The 18,999-nt window shown below is 75.0% G+C and carries 23 protein-coding genes; 22 read left to right on the forward strand and 1 reads right to left on the reverse strand.

Features of this window, described 5'->3' with window-relative positions; all coding sequences use genetic code 11:
- The first annotated feature begins 18 nt into the window (after nt 1-18).
- The 14 genes from GY42_RS02330 to GY42_RS02400 all read left to right on the forward strand — a co-directional run bounded on the left by GY42_RS02330 (nt 19) and on the right by GY42_RS02400 (nt 10,774).
- On the forward strand, nt 19-369 hold the full coding sequence (locus GY42_RS02330; protein ID WP_046528091.1) for a hypothetical protein: 351 nt from the start codon (nt 19-21) through the stop codon (nt 367-369).
- Between the two features lie 189 nt (nt 370-558).
- A complete protein-coding gene (gene rpsP / locus GY42_RS02335) occupies nt 559-990 on the forward strand; it encodes a 30S ribosomal protein S16 (protein ID WP_046528092.1) in 432 nt (143 codons plus the stop codon).
- On the forward strand, nt 990-1,229 hold the full coding sequence (locus GY42_RS02340; RefSeq protein WP_046528093.1) for an RNA-binding protein: 240 nt from the start codon (nt 990-992) through the stop codon (nt 1,227-1,229). The genes rpsP and GY42_RS02340 overlap by 1 nt, the downstream gene beginning before the upstream one ends.
- 82 nt (nt 1,230-1,311) lie before the next feature.
- Nucleotides 1,312-1,872 (forward strand): ribosome maturation factor RimM, encoded by a 561-nt coding sequence (gene rimM, locus GY42_RS02345; RefSeq protein ID WP_046530450.1) that lies wholly within the window; start codon nt 1,312-1,314, stop codon nt 1,870-1,872.
- Nucleotides 1,873-1,875: 3 nt separating this feature from the next.
- Entirely contained in the window at nt 1,876-2,655 is a 780-nt protein-coding gene (gene trmD, locus GY42_RS02350; RefSeq protein WP_046528094.1) for a tRNA (guanosine(37)-N1)-methyltransferase TrmD, read from the forward strand.
- A gap of 252 nt (nt 2,656-2,907) precedes the next feature.
- Nucleotides 2,908-3,273, forward strand: coding sequence for a 50S ribosomal protein L19 (gene rplS / locus GY42_RS02355; protein ID WP_046528095.1), 366 nt, complete (start codon nt 2,908-2,910; stop codon nt 3,271-3,273).
- 167 nt (nt 3,274-3,440) lie between these two features.
- On the forward strand, nt 3,441-4,310 hold the full coding sequence (gene lepB, locus GY42_RS02365) for a signal peptidase I (protein ID WP_052748511.1): 870 nt from the start codon (nt 3,441-3,443) through the stop codon (nt 4,308-4,310).
- On the forward strand, nt 4,307-5,122 hold the full coding sequence (locus tag GY42_RS02370) for a ribonuclease HII (RefSeq protein WP_046528098.1): 816 nt from the start codon (nt 4,307-4,309) through the stop codon (nt 5,120-5,122). The genes lepB and GY42_RS02370 overlap by 4 nt, the downstream gene beginning before the upstream one ends.
- Before the next feature lie 25 nt (nt 5,123-5,147).
- Nucleotides 5,148-5,471: a DUF2469 domain-containing protein gene (locus GY42_RS02375; protein WP_046528099.1), complete on the forward strand. Its 324-nt coding sequence runs from the start codon at nt 5,148-5,150 to the stop codon at nt 5,469-5,471.
- Nucleotides 5,472-5,594: 123 nt separating this feature from the next.
- The gene (locus GY42_RS02380) at nt 5,595-5,951 is read left to right on the forward strand and encodes a YraN family protein (RefSeq protein WP_046530451.1); all 357 of its coding nucleotides are present in this window, start codon (nt 5,595-5,597) and stop codon (nt 5,949-5,951) included.
- Nucleotides 5,952-7,469 (forward strand): YifB family Mg chelatase-like AAA ATPase, encoded by a 1,518-nt coding sequence (locus GY42_RS02385; protein ID WP_046528100.1) that lies wholly within the window; start codon nt 5,952-5,954, stop codon nt 7,467-7,469. It abuts the gene before it with no gap.
- Entirely contained in the window at nt 7,466-8,728 is a 1,263-nt protein-coding gene (gene dprA, locus GY42_RS02390; RefSeq protein ID WP_046528101.1) for a DNA-processing protein DprA, read from the forward strand. Before GY42_RS02385 ends, dprA begins: the two co-directional genes overlap by 4 nt.
- A gap of 131 nt (nt 8,729-8,859) precedes the next feature.
- Entirely contained in the window at nt 8,860-9,786 is a 927-nt protein-coding gene (locus GY42_RS02395; RefSeq protein WP_046528102.1) for a tyrosine recombinase XerC, read from the forward strand.
- Nucleotides 9,787-9,859: 73 nt separating this feature from the next.
- Nucleotides 9,860-10,774, forward strand: a complete 915-nt coding sequence (locus GY42_RS02400; protein WP_082131326.1) for a FliA/WhiG family RNA polymerase sigma factor — start codon at nt 9,860-9,862, stop codon at nt 10,772-10,774.
- A gap of 8 nt (nt 10,775-10,782) precedes the next feature.
- Here the strand turns inward: GY42_RS02400 and GY42_RS02405 are convergent, their stop codons facing one another.
- Nucleotides 10,783-11,346, reverse strand: coding sequence for a M23 family metallopeptidase (locus GY42_RS02405; protein ID WP_046528103.1), 564 nt, complete (start codon nt 11,344-11,346; stop codon nt 10,783-10,785).
- 454 nt (nt 11,347-11,800) lie between these two features.
- On the opposite strand from GY42_RS02405, the gene rpsB reads away from it, so the two are divergent.
- From rpsB to dxr, 8 genes are all read left to right on the forward strand, one after another.
- A complete protein-coding gene (rpsB, locus tag GY42_RS02410; protein WP_046528104.1) occupies nt 11,801-12,760 on the forward strand; it encodes a 30S ribosomal protein S2 in 960 nt (319 codons plus the stop codon).
- 120 nt (nt 12,761-12,880) lie between these two features.
- Nucleotides 12,881-13,726, forward strand: coding sequence for a translation elongation factor Ts (gene tsf / locus GY42_RS02415; RefSeq protein WP_046528105.1), 846 nt, complete (start codon nt 12,881-12,883; stop codon nt 13,724-13,726).
- Between the two features lie 138 nt (nt 13,727-13,864).
- A complete protein-coding gene (gene pyrH / locus GY42_RS02420) occupies nt 13,865-14,623 on the forward strand; it encodes a UMP kinase (protein WP_046528106.1) in 759 nt (252 codons plus the stop codon).
- Between the two features lie 60 nt (nt 14,624-14,683).
- Nucleotides 14,684-15,241, forward strand: a complete 558-nt coding sequence (gene frr, locus GY42_RS02425; RefSeq protein ID WP_046528107.1) for a ribosome recycling factor — start codon at nt 14,684-14,686, stop codon at nt 15,239-15,241.
- Entirely contained in the window at nt 15,241-16,083 is an 843-nt protein-coding gene (locus GY42_RS02430) for a phosphatidate cytidylyltransferase (RefSeq protein WP_046528108.1), read from the forward strand. The genes frr and GY42_RS02430 overlap by 1 nt, the downstream gene beginning before the upstream one ends.
- Before the next feature lie 32 nt (nt 16,084-16,115).
- A complete protein-coding gene (rlmN, locus tag GY42_RS02435) occupies nt 16,116-17,246 on the forward strand; it encodes a 23S rRNA (adenine(2503)-C(2))-methyltransferase RlmN (RefSeq protein ID WP_046528109.1) in 1,131 nt (376 codons plus the stop codon).
- The gene (locus tag GY42_RS02440; RefSeq protein WP_046528110.1) at nt 17,243-17,797 is read left to right on the forward strand and encodes a DivIVA domain-containing protein; all 555 of its coding nucleotides are present in this window, start codon (nt 17,243-17,245) and stop codon (nt 17,795-17,797) included. The genes rlmN and GY42_RS02440 overlap by 4 nt, the downstream gene beginning before the upstream one ends.
- 31 nt (nt 17,798-17,828) lie before the next feature.
- A complete protein-coding gene (gene dxr, locus GY42_RS02445) occupies nt 17,829-18,983 on the forward strand; it encodes a 1-deoxy-D-xylulose-5-phosphate reductoisomerase (protein WP_046528111.1) in 1,155 nt (384 codons plus the stop codon).
- The last annotated feature ends 16 nt before the right edge of the window (nt 18,984-18,999 follow it).

Here is an 18,999-nt window from a genome sequence, read left to right on the forward strand (position 1 = left end):
GCACCGTTCTCGCAGCACATGGTCGTCGAGCCGTGCGCGTGGCTGGCGGGCTGGTACGCGCGACCCGCCGCGGTGGAGTGCGGCAGCGACGCGTTCGACCCGGGGGTGCTGTCGTTCACGTACGGCGACCTGTTCCCGACCTTCAGCCCGCACGTCCGTGACGGCCGCGAGCACCGGGCGCGCGTGTCCACGCTCGACGGGATCCGCGAGCTGCTCGGGCGGATCGGGACGCCGCAGCGGTGGGACGCCGGCCGGCACGGTCCCGAGCGGTACGTCGAGGTGCAGGTCTGGCAGGACGCGGCGACCGTGCTGTCGCGCACACGGCCGCTCGTCGCGGGCCCCGGGACGCCGTCGGGCACCGCCACCTGACCGGCTCCGACGCGGCGCTCGCGCGCGGGATTGGTCGTGCGCGCGCCATCTGGCAGAATGGCCCGCTGTACTCGGCCCGTGCAGCCCCTCTACCTGCCCGGTGCCGCGTCCTCCGGCCCGACCGGCGCGCCCCACCCCACGGGCGGCACCGTGACGCCACCCCGCAGACATTCAGGAGAACACCACCTCGTGGCTACGAAGATCCGCCTCAAGCGCCTCGGCAAGATCCGCCAGCCGTACTACCGCATCGTCGTCGCCGACTCGCGCACCAAGCGCGACGGTCGCGTGATCGAGGAGATCGGCAAGTACCACCCCACCGAGGAGCCCTCGCTCATCGAGATCACCTCGGAGCGCGCGCAGTACTGGCTCGGCGTCGGCGCCCAGCCCACCGAGCAGGTCCTCGCGCTGCTCAAGGTCACCGGCGACTGGCAGAAGTTCAAGGGCCTGCCGGGTGCCGAGGGCACGCTGCGCACCAAGGCCGCCAAGGCCGACCCGAAGGCCGCCGTCGAGGCCGCCGCCGCCGACGCCGAGAAGGTCAAGGCCACGGCGTCCGAGAAGAAGGCCGCCGCCGCGACCGAGACCGCCGACGAGGCGGCTCCCGCCGAGGACGAGCAGGCCTGATGCTGGCCGACGCGCTCGAGCACCTGGTGCGGGGCATCGTCGACCACCCCGACGACGTGCGCGTGCGCTCGTCGTCGCTGCGACGCGGCGAGATGCTCGAGGTGCGCGTGCACCCCGAGGACCTCGGACGCGTCATCGGCCGCTCGGGCCGCACGGCCCGCGCGCTGCGCACGGTGGTCGGCGCGCTGTCGACCGACGGTGCCGTGCGCGTCGACGTGGTCGACGTCGACCGGCGCTGACCAGGACACCCGACGGCCCGGTCCCTCGACGAGGGGCCGGGCCGTCGTCGTCCCCGACGACGCGTCGGGGGAGGGAGTGACGATGCTGCTGACCGTGGCACGGATCGGCCGCGCGCACGGGCTGCGCGGCGAGGTCGCGCTCGACGTGCGCACCGACGCGCCCGACGAGCGGTTCGTCGTCGGCGCGCGGTTCGTCACCGAGCCCGCGTCGGCGGGGCCGCTCGAGGTCGTGCGCGTGCGGACCGCGCAGGGCCGGTGGTACGTGACGTTCGCGCAGGCCGCCGACCGGACCGCGGTCGAGGCGCTGCGCGGCGTCGACCTCCTGGTCGACACCGACGAGGACGAGGACGACGAGGACGGCTGGTACCAGCACGAGCTCGTCGGCCTGCGCGTCGAGCACGTCGCCGACGGACGCGTGCTGGGCGAGGTCGTCGGCCTCGAGCACCTGCCGGCGCACGACCTGCTCGTCGTCCGCGAGCCCGACGGCGCGCGCACGCTCGTGCCGTTCGTCGAGGCCATCGTCCCGGTCGTGGACGTGCCCGGCGGCCGTGTCGTGCTCGACCCGCCCGGCGGGCTCCTCGCCGCCGACGCCGAGCACCTCGTCGTGAGCGACGAGACCCGCGGCGACGCGGTCGAGGGCTGAGCCGTGCGCGTCGACGTCGTCTCGATCTTCCCCGAGTACCTGGCCGCGCTCGACCTGTCGCTCGTCGGCAAGGCGCGCACGTCCGGCCTGCTCGACCTGCACGTGCACGACCTGCGCGACTGGACCGACGACCGGCACCGCACGGTCGACGACACGCCGTTCGGCGGGGGCGCGGGCATGGTCATGCGGCCCGACGTGTGGGGTCGGGCGCTCGACGACGTCATGACGCCCGACGCGCACCTCCTCGTGCCGTCGCCGGCCGGGCGGCCGTTCACGCAGCGGATGGCCGAGGAGCTCGCCGGCGAGCAGCAGCTCGTGGTCGCGTGCGGCCGCTACGAGGGCATCGACGCGCGCGTCGTGGAGCACTACGCGGCCCGGGGGCGCGTCACCGAGCTGTCGCTCGGCGACTACGTGCTCAACGGCGGCGAGGTCGCGGCGCTCGTCGTGGTCGAGGCCGTGGCGCGGCTGCTGCCGGGCGTGGTCGGCAACCCGGCGTCGCTCGTCGAGGAGTCCCACGGTGCGGCCGGGCTGCTGGAGTACCCCGTCTACACCAAGCCCGCGTCCTGGCTCGAGCACGACGTGCCCGACGTGCTGCTGTCGGGCCACCACGCGCGCATCGAGCGCTGGCGTCGCGACCAGGCGCTCGAGCGCACGGCGCGGCGCCGACCGGACCTGCTGACCGCGCTCGACCCCGCGACGCTCGACCGCCACGACCTCGAGGTGCTCGCCGCGTGCGGGTGGGTCGTGACGGACGGGCGCTGGGAGCAGCACCCGCCCGACTGACGCCGCCGTTCCCGGCGGGCCCCTCCGCTGCGGATTCGGTCGCGCGGTCGCGTTGTGGCAGACTGTCTCCTCGGTGTGCGTCCGCCGCCTCTCTGCCGCAGGGGAGGGTGACAGCGACGCGCGGCCCGGGACGGCCACGGCCCCCGGTCCCACCGACCCAGACCCGAACCACGGGCGCGTGCCCTGCCCCGGCAGCGCGTGCGCCCGTCGATCACGCTCCTGACCTGCGGCAGGGCGGGGAAGCGACACGACATGCAGACGCTCGACGCGATCGACGCAGCATCGCTGCGCCAGGACGTCCCGGAGTTCCGCCCCGGCGACACGCTCAAGGTCAACGTGAAGGTCGTCGAGGGCAACCGCTCCCGCGTCCAGGCGTTCCAGGGTGTCGTCATCGCCCGTCAGGGCGCCGGCGTCCGCGAGACGTTCACGATCCGCAAGATCAGCTTCGGCGTCGGCGTCGAGCGCACGTTCCCCGTGCACTCGCCCTCGCTCGACTCGATCGAGGTCGTGACGCGCGGTGACGTCCGCCGCGCGAAGCTGTACTACCTGCGCGCCCTTCGCGGCAAGAAGGCGAAGATCAAGGAGAAGCGCGAGCAGGCTCCGGCCAAGAAGGCCTGAGCCCCGCGCTCCCGGCACGTCGCGACGGGCGGTCACCCCACGGGTGGCCGCCCGTCGTCGTCCCGGAGCGGCGTGACGCGGCACGGCGCGTCCAGGTCCCGCCCAGGTTCGGTCTCGCGGTCCGGGTCCGCACCCACGGGATGTCCGGTCCGTGTCAGAGTGTGTCGGTGAGCCAGCCCCACGCCGAGGGGACGGGACCGACGCCGTCCTCGTCCCGCACGTCCCCCGAGCAGCACGACGTCCGTCCGTCGTGGGCGCCGACGAGCGCGGGCGCACCCGCGTCGCCCGCGGCGGCGGACGGTCCGCGAGCAGAGGAGGAGACCGTGCCCCAGCGGCGCCGGCGCGACCGCGAGCCCCGACGACGCAGCACGGCCTGGTCCTGGCTGCGCGAGACCGCGATCATCCTGGTCAGTGCGCTCGTGCTGTCGCTCGTGGTGAAGACGTTCCTCGTGCAGGCGTTCTTCATCCCGTCCCAGTCGATGCACGACACCCTCGTCGAGAACGACCGGATCCTCGTCAGCAAGCTCACGCCCGGGCCGTTCGACCTGCGGCGCGGCGACATCGTGGTCTTCAAGGACCCGGGCGGCTGGCTCACGCCCGAGGTGCAGAAGCCGCGCAGCGCGCTCGCCGAGGCCACCAACGAGGCGCTGACGTTCGTCGGGCTGCTCCCGCAGGACGCCGGCGAGCACCTCGTGAAGCGGGTGATCGGCCTGCCCGGCGACCACGTGGCGTGCGCCGGGCCCGGCCAGCCGGTGACCGTGAACGGCGTGCCGCTCGACGAGACGTACCTCGCGCCGGGTTCCCAGCCCAGCGAGATGGCGTTCGACGTCGTCGTGCCCGCGGACTCGCTGTGGCTCATGGGCGACAACCGGCAGCAGTCCGCGGACTCGCGTCGCAACATGGGACGGCCCGGGGGCGGCTCGGTGCCGATGGAGAACGTCGTCGGCGTTGCGTTCGTCACCGTGTGGCCGCTCGACCGGTTCACGGTCCTGAGCAACCCGTCCGACGTGTTCGCGAACGTGCCCGACGCCGGATGACCCAGGTCGACGTCGGGCGTGCGGTGCGGGCGCCGCGGCGTGCGGCGCCGCGCACGCCGCCGCACCTGCGGCACGAGCGGGCGCTGCTGCGCACGGGGCTGCGTTACGTCGCGGGGATGGACGAGGTCGGGCGCGGGTCGCTCGCCGGGCCCGTCTCGGTGGGCGTGGTCGTGGTCGACGCGGCGACGCGGTCCGCGCCGCGCGGCGTCGCGGACTCGAAGCTGCTGACGCCCGCCGCGCGCGAGGCGCTGCTGCCCGCGCTGGGCAGGTGGGGCGTCGCGCGCGCGGTCGGCCACGCGTCGCCCGACGAGATCGACGAGCGCGGGATCGTCGCGGCGCTGCGCCTCGCCGGCACGCGGGCCCTGCTGCGGGTGCTCGACGTCGTCGAGCGGGTCGACGCCGTGGTGCTCGACGGCTCGCACGACTGGCTGACGCCGCCCGAGCCCGACCTGTTCGGCACGCAGGACGACCTGTTCGCCGAGCCGCGCGCGTTCGAGCCGCCGGCGGTGCACCTGAGGGTGAAGGCGGACCGCTCGTGCGCGAGCGTGGCCGCGGCGAGCGTCCTGGCCAAGTGCGAGCGCGACGCGTTGATGGTGCGGCACGCCGCCGCCCACCCCGCGTACCGCTGGGACGAGAACAAGGGGTACGCCGCGCCCGAGCACCTCGCGGCGCTGCGCGAGCACGGTCCGACGCCGCTGCACCGACGCTCGTGGCGGCTGCCGGCCGTGCAGGAGCGGCCGGTGGAGGCGAGCGGGCCCGGGTGGCACGCCGAGCCCCTGCTGCCCGACGGGGACCCCGCCGCGTCGTCGTGACCGTGCGATGGGGGATGATGGTCCGGTGAGCGCGGAGGACCTGGAGAACTACGAGACCGACATGGAGCTCGCGCTGTACCGCGAGTACCGCGACGTGGTCGGTCTGTTCGCGTACGTCGTCGAGACGGAGCGGCGGTTCTACCTCGCGAACCACGTGGACCTGCAGGTGCGGTCCGCGGCGGGCGAGGTGTACTTCGAGCTCACGCTGGTCGACGCGTGGGTCTGGGACGTGTACCGCTCGGCGCGGTTCGTGAAGTCCGTGCGCGTGGTGACGTTCAAGGACGTCAACGTCGAGGAGCTGGCCAAGGCCGAGCTCGATCTCGGGTCCGGGAGCGGCTTCCCTCGCTGACGCGCCCGCGAGGACGCCGAGCCATCCCCAGCCCCGGGCACCGCACGGCGTCGCACCGACGGTCGTCGACGTGGCCTCGGCACGCCGCCGCGTGGCGCAGTGTCGTCGCCGGAGGTGGTCGACGTGCGGGCGAAGGACGCGGTCGGGCGGTACGGCGAGGACGTGGCGGCGAGGTTCGTCACGCAAGCCGGGTGGACGGTGCTCGCGCGCAACTGGCGCTGCACGGAGGGTGAGCTCGACCTCGTCGCGCTCGACGGCGACGAGGTCGTCGCGGTCGAGGTGAAGACGCGACGCTCCACCGCCTACGGGCACCCCGCCGAGGCGGTGACGTTCCGCAAGCTGGCGCGCGTGCGACGCCTCACCGCGCGCTGGCTGCGCGAGCACGACGTGCGCGCCCGCTCGGTGCGCGTCGACGTGATCGCCGTCGTCGTGCCGCGCAGCGGTGCGGCGCAGGTCGAGCACCTCGTGGGGGTGGTCTGAGTGCTCGGTCGCACCAGCGCCGTCGCCCTCGTCGGGCTCACGGGGCACGTCGTGGACGTCGAGTCCCACCTCGCACCGTCGCTGCCGGCGTTCACGCTCGTCGGGCTGCCCGACGCGTCGCTCGCCGAGGCGCGCGACCGCGTCCGCGCGGCCGTCACCTCGAGCGGCCTCGCGTGGCCGAACCGCAGGATCACCGTCAACCTGTCACCCGCGACGCTGCCCAAGACGGGGTCCTCGTTCGACCTGGCCGTCGCGATCGCCACGCTTGCCGGCGCCGGTCTCGTCGACGCCGCGTCGGTGGCGGGGTGGGTGCACCTGGGCGAGCTCGGCCTCGACGGTCGGCTGCGGCCCGTGCGGGGCGTGCTCCCGGCCGTCGCCGCAGCCGTCGCCGCCGGCCGGCCGCGGGTCGTCGTGCCGCGCGGCAACGCGGCCGAGGCGGAGCTCGTCCCGGGTGCCCGGGTCCGCGCGGCGGACAGCCTCGCGCAGGTCGCCGCGCACCACGGGGCCGACGTCGAGGTCGCGGAGGTCGAGGCGGTGCCCGACGTCCTGGCGGCGCTCGCGGACCGGGACGAGCTCGACCTCGTCGACGTGCTGGGCCAGCAGGAGGCCCGGTTCGGCCTGGAGGTCGCCGCGGCCGGGCACCACCACCTGCTCATGGTCGGCCCGCCCGGTGCCGGCAAGACCATGCTCGCGGCGCGGCTGCCGGGCCTCCTTCCCGACCTGGACGAGGACGACGCCGTCGAGGTCACGGCGGTGCACTCGGTCGCGGGGACGTTCGATCCCGGCCGGGGGCTCGTGCGTCGCCCGCCCTACGAGGACCCGCACCACACCGCGACGCCCGCGAGCATCGTGGGGGGCGGGTCGGGCATGCCGCGCCCGGGCGCCGCGTCTCGCGCGCACCGCGGCGTGCTGTTCCTCGACGAGGCGCCCGAGTTCACGTCCGCCGTGCTGCAGACGCTGCGGCAGCCGCTCGAGCACGGCGAGCTCGTGCTGCACCGCTCCGCAGGCACGGCGCGGTACCCGGCGAGGTTCCAGCTGGTCCTCGCGGCCAACCCGTGCCCCTGCGGGCACGCCGTCGGCAAGGGGCTGGCCTGCACGTGCCGCCCGGAGCAGCGGCGCCGCTACTTCGGCAAGCTCTCGGGCCCGCTCCTCGACCGGGTCGACCTGCAGCTCGAGGTGCCGGCCGCCCGGTCGCTCGACGCCCCCGGTGAGGCGACCGCCGTCGTCGCTCGGCGCGTGCGCGCGGCGCGGGCCGCGCAGCGCGCGCGCTGGGCAGGCACGTCGTGGCGCTGCAACGGCGACGTGCCCGGGCGCGAGCTCCAGGCGCGGCTCGGCGCCGACCGTCGGCTCGTCGCCGACCTCGACCGCGCCGTCGACCGGGGCACGCTGAGCCTGCGCGGGGCCGACCGGGTGCTCCGCGTCGCGTGGACCGTCGCCGACCTCGCGGGGCGTGACGCGCCCGGGCGGCCCGACGTCGCCCAGGCGCTGCTGCTGCGGACCAGAGGGCACGGGGCGTGAGCGAGGGCGGGACGACGCCGGCGGCGTCCCGGGCGGACGGCGGCGCGGGGCGGCGGGCGCGCGCCGTGTGGAGCGCGCTCGTGGAGCCCGGCGACGAGGTCGCCGGAGCGCTCGTCGCGGCGTGCGGTGCGGCGCCCGCGCTGCACTGGGTCGACACGTCGATCCGCCGCGGGCACCCCGACTGGGACGCGCTCGAGGCGGCGGGCGGCGAGCTCGCGGCACCCGTGCGACGCCGCGTCGCGCGCGCCGTCGAGCGGTGGTCCGCCCGTCGCGCCTCGGTGGACCCCGAGCGGGACCTCGCCGCCGCGCGACGGTGCGGCGCGCGACTCGTCACACCCGACGACGGCGACTGGCCGGCGGGCCTGGACGACCTCGGCGGGGCCTCGCCCCACGCCTTGTGGGTCCGGGGCGACCTTCCTGCACGCGGTGCGCGCGCCGGGGCGGCGGCCGCGGCGGACGACGCGTCGCGGGTCGTCGCGCTGGTGGGGGCGCGGGCCAGCACGTCGTACGGCGAGCGCGTGGCCGTCGACCTGGCCGCCGACCTGGTCCGCCGCGGCTGGTGGGTGGCGTCCGGCGGCGCCTACGGCATCGACGCGGCGGCCCACCGGGGCGCGCTCCTCGCGGGTGGCGGGACGGTCGCGGTCCTCGCCGGCGGCGTCGACCGCGCCTACCCCGTGGGCAACGCCCGGCTGCTCGAGGAGATCGTGGTGTCCGGCGGTGCGGTGGTCAGCGAGGTGCCGCCGGGTGCCGCGCCGACGCGCAGCAGGTTCCTGCAGCGCAACCGGCTCATCGCCGCGCTGTCGTGCGCGACGGTCGTGGTGGAGGCGGCCTGGCGCTCGGGCGCCGCGAGCACCGCGCACCACGCCGCCCGGCTGCTGCGGCCGGTCGGGGCCGTGCCCGGGGCCGTGACCTCCGCCGCGTCCGCGGGGTGCCACCGGCTCCTGCGCGACGGCGTGGCGGTGTGCGTCACCGACGCGGACGAGGTGGTCGAGCTCGCCGGCCCGACGCGGCACCTCGCCCCCGCGGTCGAGGACGAGGGGCCGGCGGGGGAGGTGGACGGTCTCGACCCCGTCGCGCGGCGCGTGCACGACGGCCTGTCCCGCCGTGCGCCGCGCGACGTGGACGTGATCGCCGCGCGCTCGGGCGTGTCCGTCGCCGAGGCGCGTGCCGCTCTCGGTCTCCTGGAGCTCGACGGCCGGGCGCGCCGTCTCGCCGCGGGATGGGTCGTCGTCCCAGGTCATGAGTCGGGGAAGGGGTGAAATAGAACGGCGAACGGAGTAATCCCGACGCCGGATCGGACATTGGCCCCGAATTCGTGCGCGCATTCGACCTGGCGTCGAAATCGCCCCTTGTCGAACGGCGCGGGTCACGCCACCTTAGGGTCATGCACATGGCGAAGATCACGGCGGGAGACCCTCAGCGGGCTCTGCTGCGCAGTGACTTCGCCCTGCACCTGCACGCGCAGCGCGGCGTCTCCGCGAACACGGTGCGCGCGTACCTGGGTGACCTCGACCACCTCCTCGACCACGCGGCGCGGCACGGCGTGACGCAGCTCGCCGACGTCGACCTCGCGCTGCTGCGCGGGTGGCTCGCGGCCATGGTGCAGGACGGGCTCAGCAGGGCCACGCTGGCGCGACGCTCGGCGGCGGCCCGCACGTTCTTCACGTGGGCCACGCGCACCGGCCGCGTGCCGGTCGACCCGACGCTCCGTCTCGGCACGGCTCGTGCGGCGTCCGTGCTGCCCGCCGTCCTGGCCGTCGAGCCCGTCACGCGACTGCTCGACGCGGCGCGCGAACGGGCCGCGGACGCGGACCCGGTCCACCTGCGGGACTGGGCCGCTCTCGAGCTGCTCTACGCGACCGGCGCGCGCGTCGGCGAGCTCTGCGGGGCCGACGTCGACGACCTCGACCTCGGCCAGCTCACGCTGCGCGTGGTCGGCAAGGGCGACAAGGAGCGCGTCGTGCCGTTCGGTCGTCCCGCCGCGCGGGCCGTCGACGCCTGGCTCACGACCGGGCGGCCCCGCCTGGTCCGCGAGGGCTCCGGACCGGCGCTGCTCCTGGGGCGACGGGGTGGCCGCGCCGACCAGCGCCAGCTGCGCGCGGTCGTGCACGAGCTCGCCGCCGCGGTGGGCGTCGACGACGTCGCACCGCACGCGCTGCGGCACACGGCCGCGACGCACCTGCTCGAGGGGGGCTCCGACCTGCGCACCGTCCAGGAGATCCTCGGCCACGCCAGCCTGTCGACCACGCAGCGCTACACCCACGTCTCGGCCGAGCGGCTGCGCTCCGCCTTCCAGCTGGCCCACCCGCGGGCCTGACCACGATGCCCCCCGACCCCGTGCAGGGACCCTCACCCTGCTCGCACCGCACCCCTCACGAACGGAGCCGACGATGACGGCACTGCAGGACGCCCTCGCCGGCGCCGGTACCGCCACGGTCGCACGCACCTACGTCCCCGGGACGGCCCCCGCGGGGATCGTCCCCCAGCAGCGGTCCTCGGCCCCCGCGCGCGGGCTCGCCGCGGTGCCGCAGCGGGCCGACGCGGCGGACCTCGAGGTGCTGTGGGAGCGGTACACCACCACCCACTGCCCGCAGGCGCGCGAGCGGCTCATCCTGCACTTCGTCCCGCTGGTGACCGCCGTGGCCGGCCGCATCGGCATGCGGCTGCCGTCCACCGTCGAGCACGCCGACCTCGTGTCGTACGGCATGTTCGGGCTCATCGACGCCATCGAGAAGTACCGCACCGACCGTGCCGTGAAGTTCGAGTCGTACGCCTCCTCGCGCATCCGCGGCGCGATCATCGACGAGCTCCGGGCGATGGACTGGGTGCCGCGCTCCGTGCGGACCAAGGCGCGCGCCGTCGACCGCGCCTACGGCGAGCTCGAGGCCACCCTGCACCGTGCGCCGACCGAGGTCGAGGTCGCGGAGCGGCTCGAGATCCCGCTGCCCGAGCTGCGCGCGGTGTACTCCCAGCTCGCGTCCGTGAACATCGCGGCGCTCGACGAGCTGCTCGCCGGGAGCGACGACCGGCCCGGTGCCGCCACGCTGGCCGACACGCTCGGCGACCGCCGGGCCGAGGACCCGGCCGGCTCGGTCGAGGCGCAGGAGACGAAGTACCTGCTGTCGCGCGCGATCGAGTGCCTCGGTGAGCGCGAGCGCCTGGTCGTGGTGCTCTACTACTACGAGAGCATGACGCTCGCCGAGATCGGCCGCGTCCTCGGTGTCACCGAGTCGCGCATCTCGCAGATCCACACGGCCGCGATGACGCGGCTGCGCACGCGCCTGCTGGACGCCGAGCGCGCCTGAGCCGTCCGTCAGCCGGCCGGCGCCTCGAGCAGCACGACCGGACCGCGGCCCGGGAGCAGGTCCCACGGGTCGACGTACACGTCGCCCTCCCGCACGCCCCAGTGGACGCCGGGCCCGCCCTCGGTGCCGTGCGGGCTGCCCGCGACCACGCCCAGGGCGTCCCCGGCGAGCACGGCCTGGCCCACCGCGACCGTCGCCGACACGGGTTCCAGGCTGGAACGACGCCCGTCGGGGTGCAGGACCGTGACGACGCCGCGGTCGACGACCCGCCCCGCGAAGGTCACCACCCCGTCGGCCGGGGCGAGCACGGGAGCGCCCGCCGCCGCGGCGACGTCGACCCCGCGGTGCCCGGGGAGCCACGGACGGGGCGGGGGCGCGAACGCGCGCACGACCACGGGTGCCTCGACCGGGGGTCGGTACGCGGCAGGTGGGGCGGGGGGCGGCGGCGCGCCGCCGGCACCGGTGGCGAGCGCCAGGGCGACGTAGGCGCCGACCGTGGCGACGACGGCACCCGTCACCGCCCGTGCGGTGCGGCGGCGGGCGGGGGCGGCGGGCAGGGCGGCTGCTGGCATGCGGTGAGGTTCGCGGGGCGCGGCGCCGGGCGCCGGCGTCGCGCGCGGTCCTGTGGGCAGCCGCAGCGTCGCGAGGGCTGGGGGTGGTTCGCCGCAGCGCGCTGACCCGCGTGGGGGCGATCGCGTCCGCCCCCGGTGTGCCGGTGCGGAGCCCGCGCGCTGGTCGGGTCCGACCGGCGCGTGGGCTAGACTTCTCGGGCGACCGGTACCTGCCGGTCGACTTCGCGTGCCACGACCCCGGTCGTCCACGTCGCCCCCCGCCCCGGCCCGCCGTCGGCAGGGGTGCCGGCGCGGCGGACGGGACGTCGTCCGCAGCGGTCCGGGTCTCGCGCCCGGCGCGGGCGGCGTGCGGCACCAGGGGCACGGCCGACGGCCGCGCCGACAACCGAGACCGCGGGCCCGGGGGGTCCGCACGAGCGCGTGCGCCGCAGGGCGTGCGCCGGAAGGACGTGTCATGGCCGTCGTGACCATGCGCCAGCTGCTCGAGAGCGGTGTCCACTTCGGGCACCAGACCCGCCGCTGGAACCCCAAGATGAAGCGCTTCATCTTCACCGAGCGCAACGGCATCTACATCGTCGACCTCCAGCAGTCGCTGTCCTACATCGACCGGGCCTACGAGTTCGTCTCGCAGACGGTCGCCCACGGCGGCTCGATCCTGTTCGTCGGCACCAAGAAGCAGGCGCAGGAGCCCGTCGCCGAGCAGGCCGCGCGCGTCGGCATGCCCTACGTCAACCAGCGCTGGCTCGGCGGCATGCTCACCAACTTCTCGACGGTCCACAAGCGCCTGCAGCGCCTCAAGGAGCTCGAGCAGATCGACTTCGACGACGTCGCGGCCTCCGGCCTGACGAAGAAGGAGCTGCTCGTCCTGCGTCGCGAGAAGGACAAGCTCACGAAGACGCTCGGCGGCATCCGTGACATGGCCAAGGTCCCCTCGGCCGTGTGGATCGTCGACACCAACAAGGAGCACCTCGCGGTCGACGAGGCGCGCAAGCTCGGGATCCCGGTCGTCGCGATCCTCGACACCAACTGCGACCCCGACGTCGTCGACTACCCGATCCCGGGCAACGACGACGCCATCCGTGCCGTGCAGCTGCTGACCCGCGTGATCGCCGACGCGGTCGCCGACGGCACGCTCAAGCGCCACTCGGGCGGCGCGGCCGCGACGCAGGGCGCCGAGGCCGCGGCCGAGCCGCTCGCCGAGTGGGAGCGCGAGCTGCTCGCCGGCGCCGAGGCGGGCGCGCAGGACCCGGCGCTCGCGCCGGCCGCCGTCGAGGCCGCTGCCGCGCAGGCCGGCGACGCCGAGGCCCCCGCGGGCGAGGCCGCGCCGACCGAGTCGGCCGCCACCCCCGGTGCCGAGGCCGCGCCGGCCGTCGAGGCCGCCGCCGAGGCCGCCGAGGGCACCGAGCAGGCCTGACGCACGGCGCCCTCACGGGCGCCGGGCACCGACCCACGGGTGCGGCGCGGGACACCCCGCGCCGCACCCGGCATGCCGAGGACGATCGGCATGACGAGAACTCGAGGACGGATCGAACTGATGGCGAACTACTCGCTGGCCGACATCAAGGCGCTGCGCGAGCGCACCGGTGCCGGCATGATGGACGTCAAGAAGGCGCTCGAGGAGGCCGGCGGCGACGCCGACAAGGCGCTCGAGATCATCCGCGTCAAGGGCCTTAAGGGCGTGGGCAAGCGCGAGGGCCGTGCGGCCTCCGACGGTCTCGTCGCGGCGCACGTCGGCCCGACCGCCGACGGCGAGGGCCGGACCGGCGTGCTCGTCGAGGTCAACTCCGAGACGGACTTCGTCGCCAAGAACCAGACCTTCATCTCGCTCGCCGACCGCGTGCTCGCGGCCGCCGTCGAGTCGGGTGCGGCCGACGCGGACGCGCTGCTCGCCGCCGAGTCGGACGGCACGCCCGTCCAGACCGTCGTCGACGAGACCGCCGCGACGCTCGGCGAGAAGATCGTCGTGCGCCGCGTCGCGCGTCTCGCGGGCGAGCACGTCGAGGTCTACCTGCACAAGGTCAACAAGGACCTGCCCCCGCAGGTCGGCGTCCTCGTCGCGACCGACGCGGCGGGTGCCGCCGTGGCGCGCGACGTCGCGACGCACATCGCGGCGTTCTCGCCGTCGTACCTGACGCGCGACGAGGTCCCCGCGGACGTCGTCGAGAACGAGCGTCGCATCGCCGAGGAGACGGCCCGCAACGAGGGCAAGCCCGAGGCCGCGCTCGCGAAGATCGTCGAGGGCCGCCTCAACGGGTTCTTCAAGGAGGCCGTCCTGCTGGACCAGGCCTTCGCGAAGGACAACAAGAAGACCGTCGGCCAGGTCGTCGCCGAGGCCGGCGGCACGGTGACGGGCTTCGTCCGCTACCGCGTGGGAGCCTGACCGCGTGACGTCGACGGTGGCCCCGGCCCGCGAGGGTCGGGGCCACCGCCGCACCGGGCGCCCGTGGACCGCCGGGCGACCCGCGTCGACCCAGCGGCCAGCGCGTCGCGACCGGCGCTCGAACCAGGTGGAGGACACGTGAGCCAGCAGCCGTCGACGACGCAGGACACCGCGGCGGGGGAGCCCCCCACCGCTCGGCGCGTGCTGCTCAAGCTCTCGGGCGAGAGCTTCGGCGGGGGTGCCGTCGGGCTCGCCGTGCCCGTGGTCCGACGGATCGCCGAGGAGATCGGCGCGGCCGTCCGCGACGGCGTCCAGGTCGCGATCGTCGTCGGCGGCGGGAACTTCTTCCGCGGCGTCGAGCTCCAGGTCAGCGGCATGGACCGCGCCCGGGCCGACTACATGGGCATGCTCGGCACGGTCATGAACTGCCTCGCGCTCCAGGACTTCCTCGAGCAGGCCGGCGTCAGCACGCGCGTGCAGACGGCCATCACGATGGGCCAGGTCGCCGAGCCCTACATCCCGCTGCGGGCGATCCGCCACCTCGAGAAGGGCCGCGTCGTCATCTTCGGCGCCGGTGCGGGCCTGCCGTACTTCTCGACCGACACCGTCGCCGTGCAGCGCGCCCTGGAGACCCACTGCCAGGAGGTCCTCATGGGCAAGAACGGCGTCGACGGCGTGTACACCGCCGACCCGCGGCGCGACCCCGACGCCCGCAAGCTCGACCACCTGACGTACACCGAGGCGATCGTCAACGAGCTCGGCGTCATGGACACCTCGGCGCTGAGCCTGTGCCGCGACAACGACGTGCCGATGCGGGTCTTCGGGCTCGAGGAGGTCGGCAACGTCACGCGCGCCCTCACGGGTGAGAGGATCGGGACGCTCGTCACCGCGAGCTGACCGACAGCGCCCCACGCGAACGACGGCCCGGCGCCGTCCGAACCACATGAAGGAGCACCGGTGATCGACGACACACTCCTCGAGGCCGAGGAGAAGATGGACAAGGCCGTGGAGGTCGCGAAGGAGGACTTCGCCGCCATCCGCACGGGCCGCGCGAACGCCGCGATGTTCGCCAAGGTCTTCGTCGACTACTACGGCTCGCCGACGCCGCTGCAGCAGCTCGCGTCGTTCAACGTCGTCGAGGCGCGCACGATCCTGGTGTCGCCGTTCGACAAGTCGTCGATGTCGGCCATCGAGAAGGCCCTGCGCGACTCCGACCTCGGCGTGAACCCCACGAACGACGGCAGCGTCGTGCGCGTCGTCCTGCCCGCGCTCACCGCGGAGCGGCGCAAGGACTTCGTCAAGCTCGCCAAGTCCAAGGCCGAGGACGCCCGCATCTCGGTGCGGTCGGTGCGCCGGCGCGCCAAGGAGGAGCTCGACCGCATCGCGAAGGACGGCGAGGCCGGCGAGGACGAGGTCGCCCGCGCGGAGAAGGAGCTCGAGGCGCTGACGAAGAAGCACGTCGAGCTCGTGGACCAGCTGCTCGCCTCCAAGGAGAGCGAGCTGCTCGAGGTCTGATGACTCAGCTCGCTGCCCCGCGCAAGGCCGCGGCGGGCCGGAACCTCCCGGCCGCCGTCACGGTCGGCGTCCTGCTGCTCGTCGCCGTCGCGGCCTCGCTGTTCATCCGCAAGGAGGCGTTCGCCGTCTTCGCGGTGGTCGCCGTGGGTGCGGCCATGTGGGAGCTCGCGCAGGCGCTCACGCGCCGCTCGATCCACCTGCCGCTGGTGCCGCTCGTCGTCGGGTCGGCGGGGATCCTGGTCTCGGCGTACGTCGCCGGCACCGAGGCGCTCTTCGTGGCGTTCCTGCTGACGGTGGGCGGCGCCGTGGTGTGGCGGGTGCTCGACGGCAGCGGCGAGGCCGCGCTGCGCGACGCCTCGGCGGCGACCTTCGCGGCGGCGTACCTGCCGTTCCTCGGTGGATTCGTCATGCTGATGCTCGCCGAGCCCGACGGTCCCGCCCGTGTCGCGCTGTTCATCCTGCTGGGCGTGGCGTGCGACACCGGTGGCTACGTCGTCGGCACGCTGCTCGGCCGCCACCCCCTGGCGCCGTCGGTGAGCCCCAAGAAGTCCTGGGAGGGCCTCGTCGGGTCCGTCGTGCTCACGAGCGTCGTCGGCGTCGTCGGCATCCAGACGGTCTTCCACGGCGACCCGCTCGTCGGGGCGTTCCTCGGCCTCGGCACCGTGGCGAGCGCGACGCTCGGCGACCTCGCCGAGTCCATGATCAAGCGCGACCTCGAGCTCAAGGACATGGGCAGCCTGCTGCCCGGCCACGGCGGCGTGCTCGACCGTCTCGACTCGCTCCTGCTCACGGCCCCGACGGTGTGGCTCCTGCTCTCGGTCCTCCAGCCGGCCGCCGGCTGACACCGCCCACCCACCGGAAGGAGGCGCCGCCGATGAACGCCGCGCCCGTGCGCCTGCAGCTCAGCGCCCCCACCCGCGGAGCGCGCGGCAAGCCGCCGCGCCACTTCGTCGACCTCACGCCCGACGAGCGGGTCGCCGCCGTCGCCGCCCTCGGCGAGAAGCCGTTCCGCGCCAAGCAGCTCGCGACGCACTACTTCACGCACCTCACGGCGGACGCCGCCGCGATGACCGACCTGCCGAAGGCGTCGCGCGACGTGCTCGTGGCCGACCTGTTCCCGCAGCTGCTGACCACCAGCCGCACGCTGTCCGCGGACCACGGCACGACGGTCAAGACGCTGTACCACCTGTTCGACGGCGCCAAGGTCGAGTCGGTGCTCATGCGGTACGCGAACCGCACGACCCTGTGCGTGTCGTCGCAGGCCGGGTGCGGCCTCGCGTGCTCGTTCTGCGCGACCGGCAAGATGGGGCTGCTGCGCAACCTGTCGACGGCCGAGATCGTCGAGCAGGTGCGCGAGGCGGCGCGCGCCCTCGCGGCGGGCGAGGTCCCCGGTGGCGAGACCCGGTTGAGCAACGTCGTCTTCATGGGCATGGGCGAGCCGCTCGCCAACTACAAGTCGGTGATGGCGACCGTGCGGCAGCTCGTGGCCCCTGCGCCCGACGGCTTCGGCATGTCGGCGCGGAACGTGACGGTCTCGACGGTGGGGCTCGTGCCGGCCATGGACAAGCTCGCCGGCGAGGGCATCCCCGTGACGCTCGCGCTGTCGCTGCACGCACCCGACGACGAGCTGCGCTCGGAGCTCGTGCCGGTCAACACGCGCTGGTCGGTCGACGAGGCGCTCGACTCGGCGCGCCGGTACTTCGACGCCACGGGGCGCCGCGTGTCGATCGAGTACGCGCTGATCCGCGACGTCAACGACCACGCGTGGCGCGCGGACCTGCTCGGCGAGAAGCTGCTCGCCCGCGGCGGCTCGGGGTGGGTGCACTGCAACCCGATCCCCTTGAACCCGACGCCGGGTTCGCGCTGGACGGCGAGCGATCCGCGGGTCGAGCAGGAGTTCGTGGCACGCTTGCGTGCGCACGGCATCCCGACGACGATCCGGGACACCCGTGGCAGCGACATCGACGGTGCGTGCGGTCAGCTCGCGGCGGAGGAGGACGAGTGAGCGACGGGATGTTCCGGACGGTGTCCGGCCTGCGCCGGGGGTACGACCCCGACGAGGTCGACGAGTTCTTCTCGCACGCACGGGCCGTCTACGAGCAGGGTCCCGCCGGCACGATGTCCGGTGCCGACGTGCGGACCGTCGCGTTCGACATGGTCCGCGGCGGGTACGTGACGGCGGCGGTCGACGCGGCGCTCGACCGGCTCGAGGCGGCGTTCGTCGCGCGGCACCGCGCGCAGTTCGTGGCCGACAACGGCCAGGACGCCTGGATGGCCCACCTCGGCACGCAGGCGCGCACGCTCTACGGCCGGCTCGGTCGGCCGGACGGCGACCGGTTCGCGCCGCCCGAGGGGCGTCGGCCCGGCTACGAGCCGGCCGACGTCGACGAGCTGTGCCACCGGCTGGTCGCGTACTTCGACACCGGCGCGCCGCTCACGGCGGCCGAGGTGCGCTCGGCGACGTTCCGGCGCCGCAACGGGCGCAACGGCTACGCGGAGGGCCCGGTCGACGCGTTCGTCGCGCGTGCGGTCGAGGTCCTGCTCGGGGTCGAGTGAGCGGGTCGCGCCGGCCGGCGGAGGTGACGGGATGACGCGCACGGTCGTCGTGCTGGGGTCGACGGGGTCGATCGGCACCCAGGCGCTCGACATCGTGGCGGCGAACCCCGACCGCTTCACCGTGACGGGTCTGTCGGCGGGCGGGGCCCAGGTGGACCTGCTGGTCGAGCAGGCGCTCGCGCACGCCGTGCCCGCGGTGGCGGTCGCGGACCGCCTCGCGGCGGCGAGGGTGCGGGAGGCGCTGCCGGGCGTGCGCGTGCTCGACGGGCCGGACGCCGCCGCCGAGCTCGCCGCGTCGGGCGCCGACGTGGTCCTCAACGGCATCACGGGGTCGGTCGGGCTGCTGCCGACGCTTGCGGCGCTGCGTGCCGGCAGCACGCTCGCGCTGGCCAACAAGGAGTCCCTCGTCGTGGGCGGCTCGCTCGTGCACGACGCCGCCGTCCGGTCCGACCAGGTCGTCCCGGTCGACTCCGAGCACTCCGCGATCGCGCAGGCGCTGCGCTCGGGCACGGCCCGCGAGGTCCGTCGCCTGGTGCTCACGGCCTCGGGCGGCCCGTTCCGCGGGTGGTCCGCCGAGCAGGTCGCGGCGGCGACGCCGGAGCAAGCACTCGCGCACCCGACGTGGTCGATGGGCCCGGTCGTGACGGTCAACTCGGCCAGCCTCATGAACAAGGGGCTCGAGCTCATCGAGGCCCACCTGCTGTTCGACGTGCCGGTCGCGGACATCGCGGTCGTGGTGCACCCGCAGTCGGTCGTGCACTCGATGGTCGAGTTCGTGGACGGGTCGACGATCGCGCAGGCGTCGCCGCCCGACATGCGGCTGCCGATCGCGCTGGGGCTCGCGTGGCCCGAGCGCGTGCCGGCAGCGGCCCGGCCGTGCGACTGGAGCGCGGCGACGTCCTGGACGTTCGAGCCGCTCGACGAGGACGTGTTCCCCGCGGTCGCGCTCGCGCGGGCCGCCGTGGCCGCGTCGGCCACCCACCCCGCGGTGTACAACGCCGCCAACGAGGAGGGCGTCGCGGCGTTCCTCGCGGGGCGCATCGGGTTCGGTCAGGTCGTGGCGACGGTCACCCGGGTGCTCGACGAGCACGACGGCACGCCCCGCGACGCGCTCACGCTCGACGCGGTGCTCGACGCCGAGCGGTGGGCGCGCACCCGCGCGCACGAGGTGCTGGCGGTCCGCTGACCGGTGCCCGCCGGTG

This window comes from Cellulomonas sp. FA1, assembly GCF_000986825.1.
GTDB classification, from domain to species: domain Bacteria; phylum Actinomycetota; class Actinomycetes; order Actinomycetales; family Cellulomonadaceae; genus Cellulomonas; species Cellulomonas iranensis.

Coding starts and splice junctions, on each gene's coding strand:
- GY42_RS02405 (WP_046528103.1), bottom strand. CDS start 11,346: ATGCCAGCAGCCGCCCTGCCCGCCGCCCCCGCCCGCCGCCGCACCGCA.
- rimM (WP_046530450.1), top strand. CDS start 1,312: ATGCTGCTGACCGTGGCACGGATCGGCCGCGCGCACGGGCTGCGCGGC.
- GY42_RS02400 (WP_082131326.1), top strand. CDS start 9,860: ATGACGGCACTGCAGGACGCCCTCGCCGGCGCCGGTACCGCCACGGTC.
- GY42_RS02395 (WP_046528102.1), top strand. CDS start 8,860: ATGGCGAAGATCACGGCGGGAGACCCTCAGCGGGCTCTGCTGCGCAGT.
- dxr (WP_046528111.1), top strand. CDS start 17,829: ATGACGCGCACGGTCGTCGTGCTGGGGTCGACGGGGTCGATCGGCACC.
- rlmN (WP_046528109.1), top strand. CDS start 16,116: ATGAACGCCGCGCCCGTGCGCCTGCAGCTCAGCGCCCCCACCCGCGGA.
- GY42_RS02340 (WP_046528093.1), top strand. CDS start 990: ATGCTGGCCGACGCGCTCGAGCACCTGGTGCGGGGCATCGTCGACCAC.
- GY42_RS02370 (WP_046528098.1), top strand. CDS start 4,307: ATGACCCAGGTCGACGTCGGGCGTGCGGTGCGGGCGCCGCGGCGTGCG.
- rplS (WP_046528095.1), top strand. CDS start 2,908: ATGCAGACGCTCGACGCGATCGACGCAGCATCGCTGCGCCAGGACGTC.
- GY42_RS02430 (WP_046528108.1), top strand. CDS start 15,241: ATGACTCAGCTCGCTGCCCCGCGCAAGGCCGCGGCGGGCCGGAACCTC.
- rpsB (WP_046528104.1), top strand. CDS start 11,801: ATGGCCGTCGTGACCATGCGCCAGCTGCTCGAGAGCGGTGTCCACTTC.
- tsf (WP_046528105.1), top strand. CDS start 12,881: ATGGCGAACTACTCGCTGGCCGACATCAAGGCGCTGCGCGAGCGCACC.
- GY42_RS02330 (WP_046528091.1), top strand. CDS start 19: ATGGTCGTCGAGCCGTGCGCGTGGCTGGCGGGCTGGTACGCGCGACCC.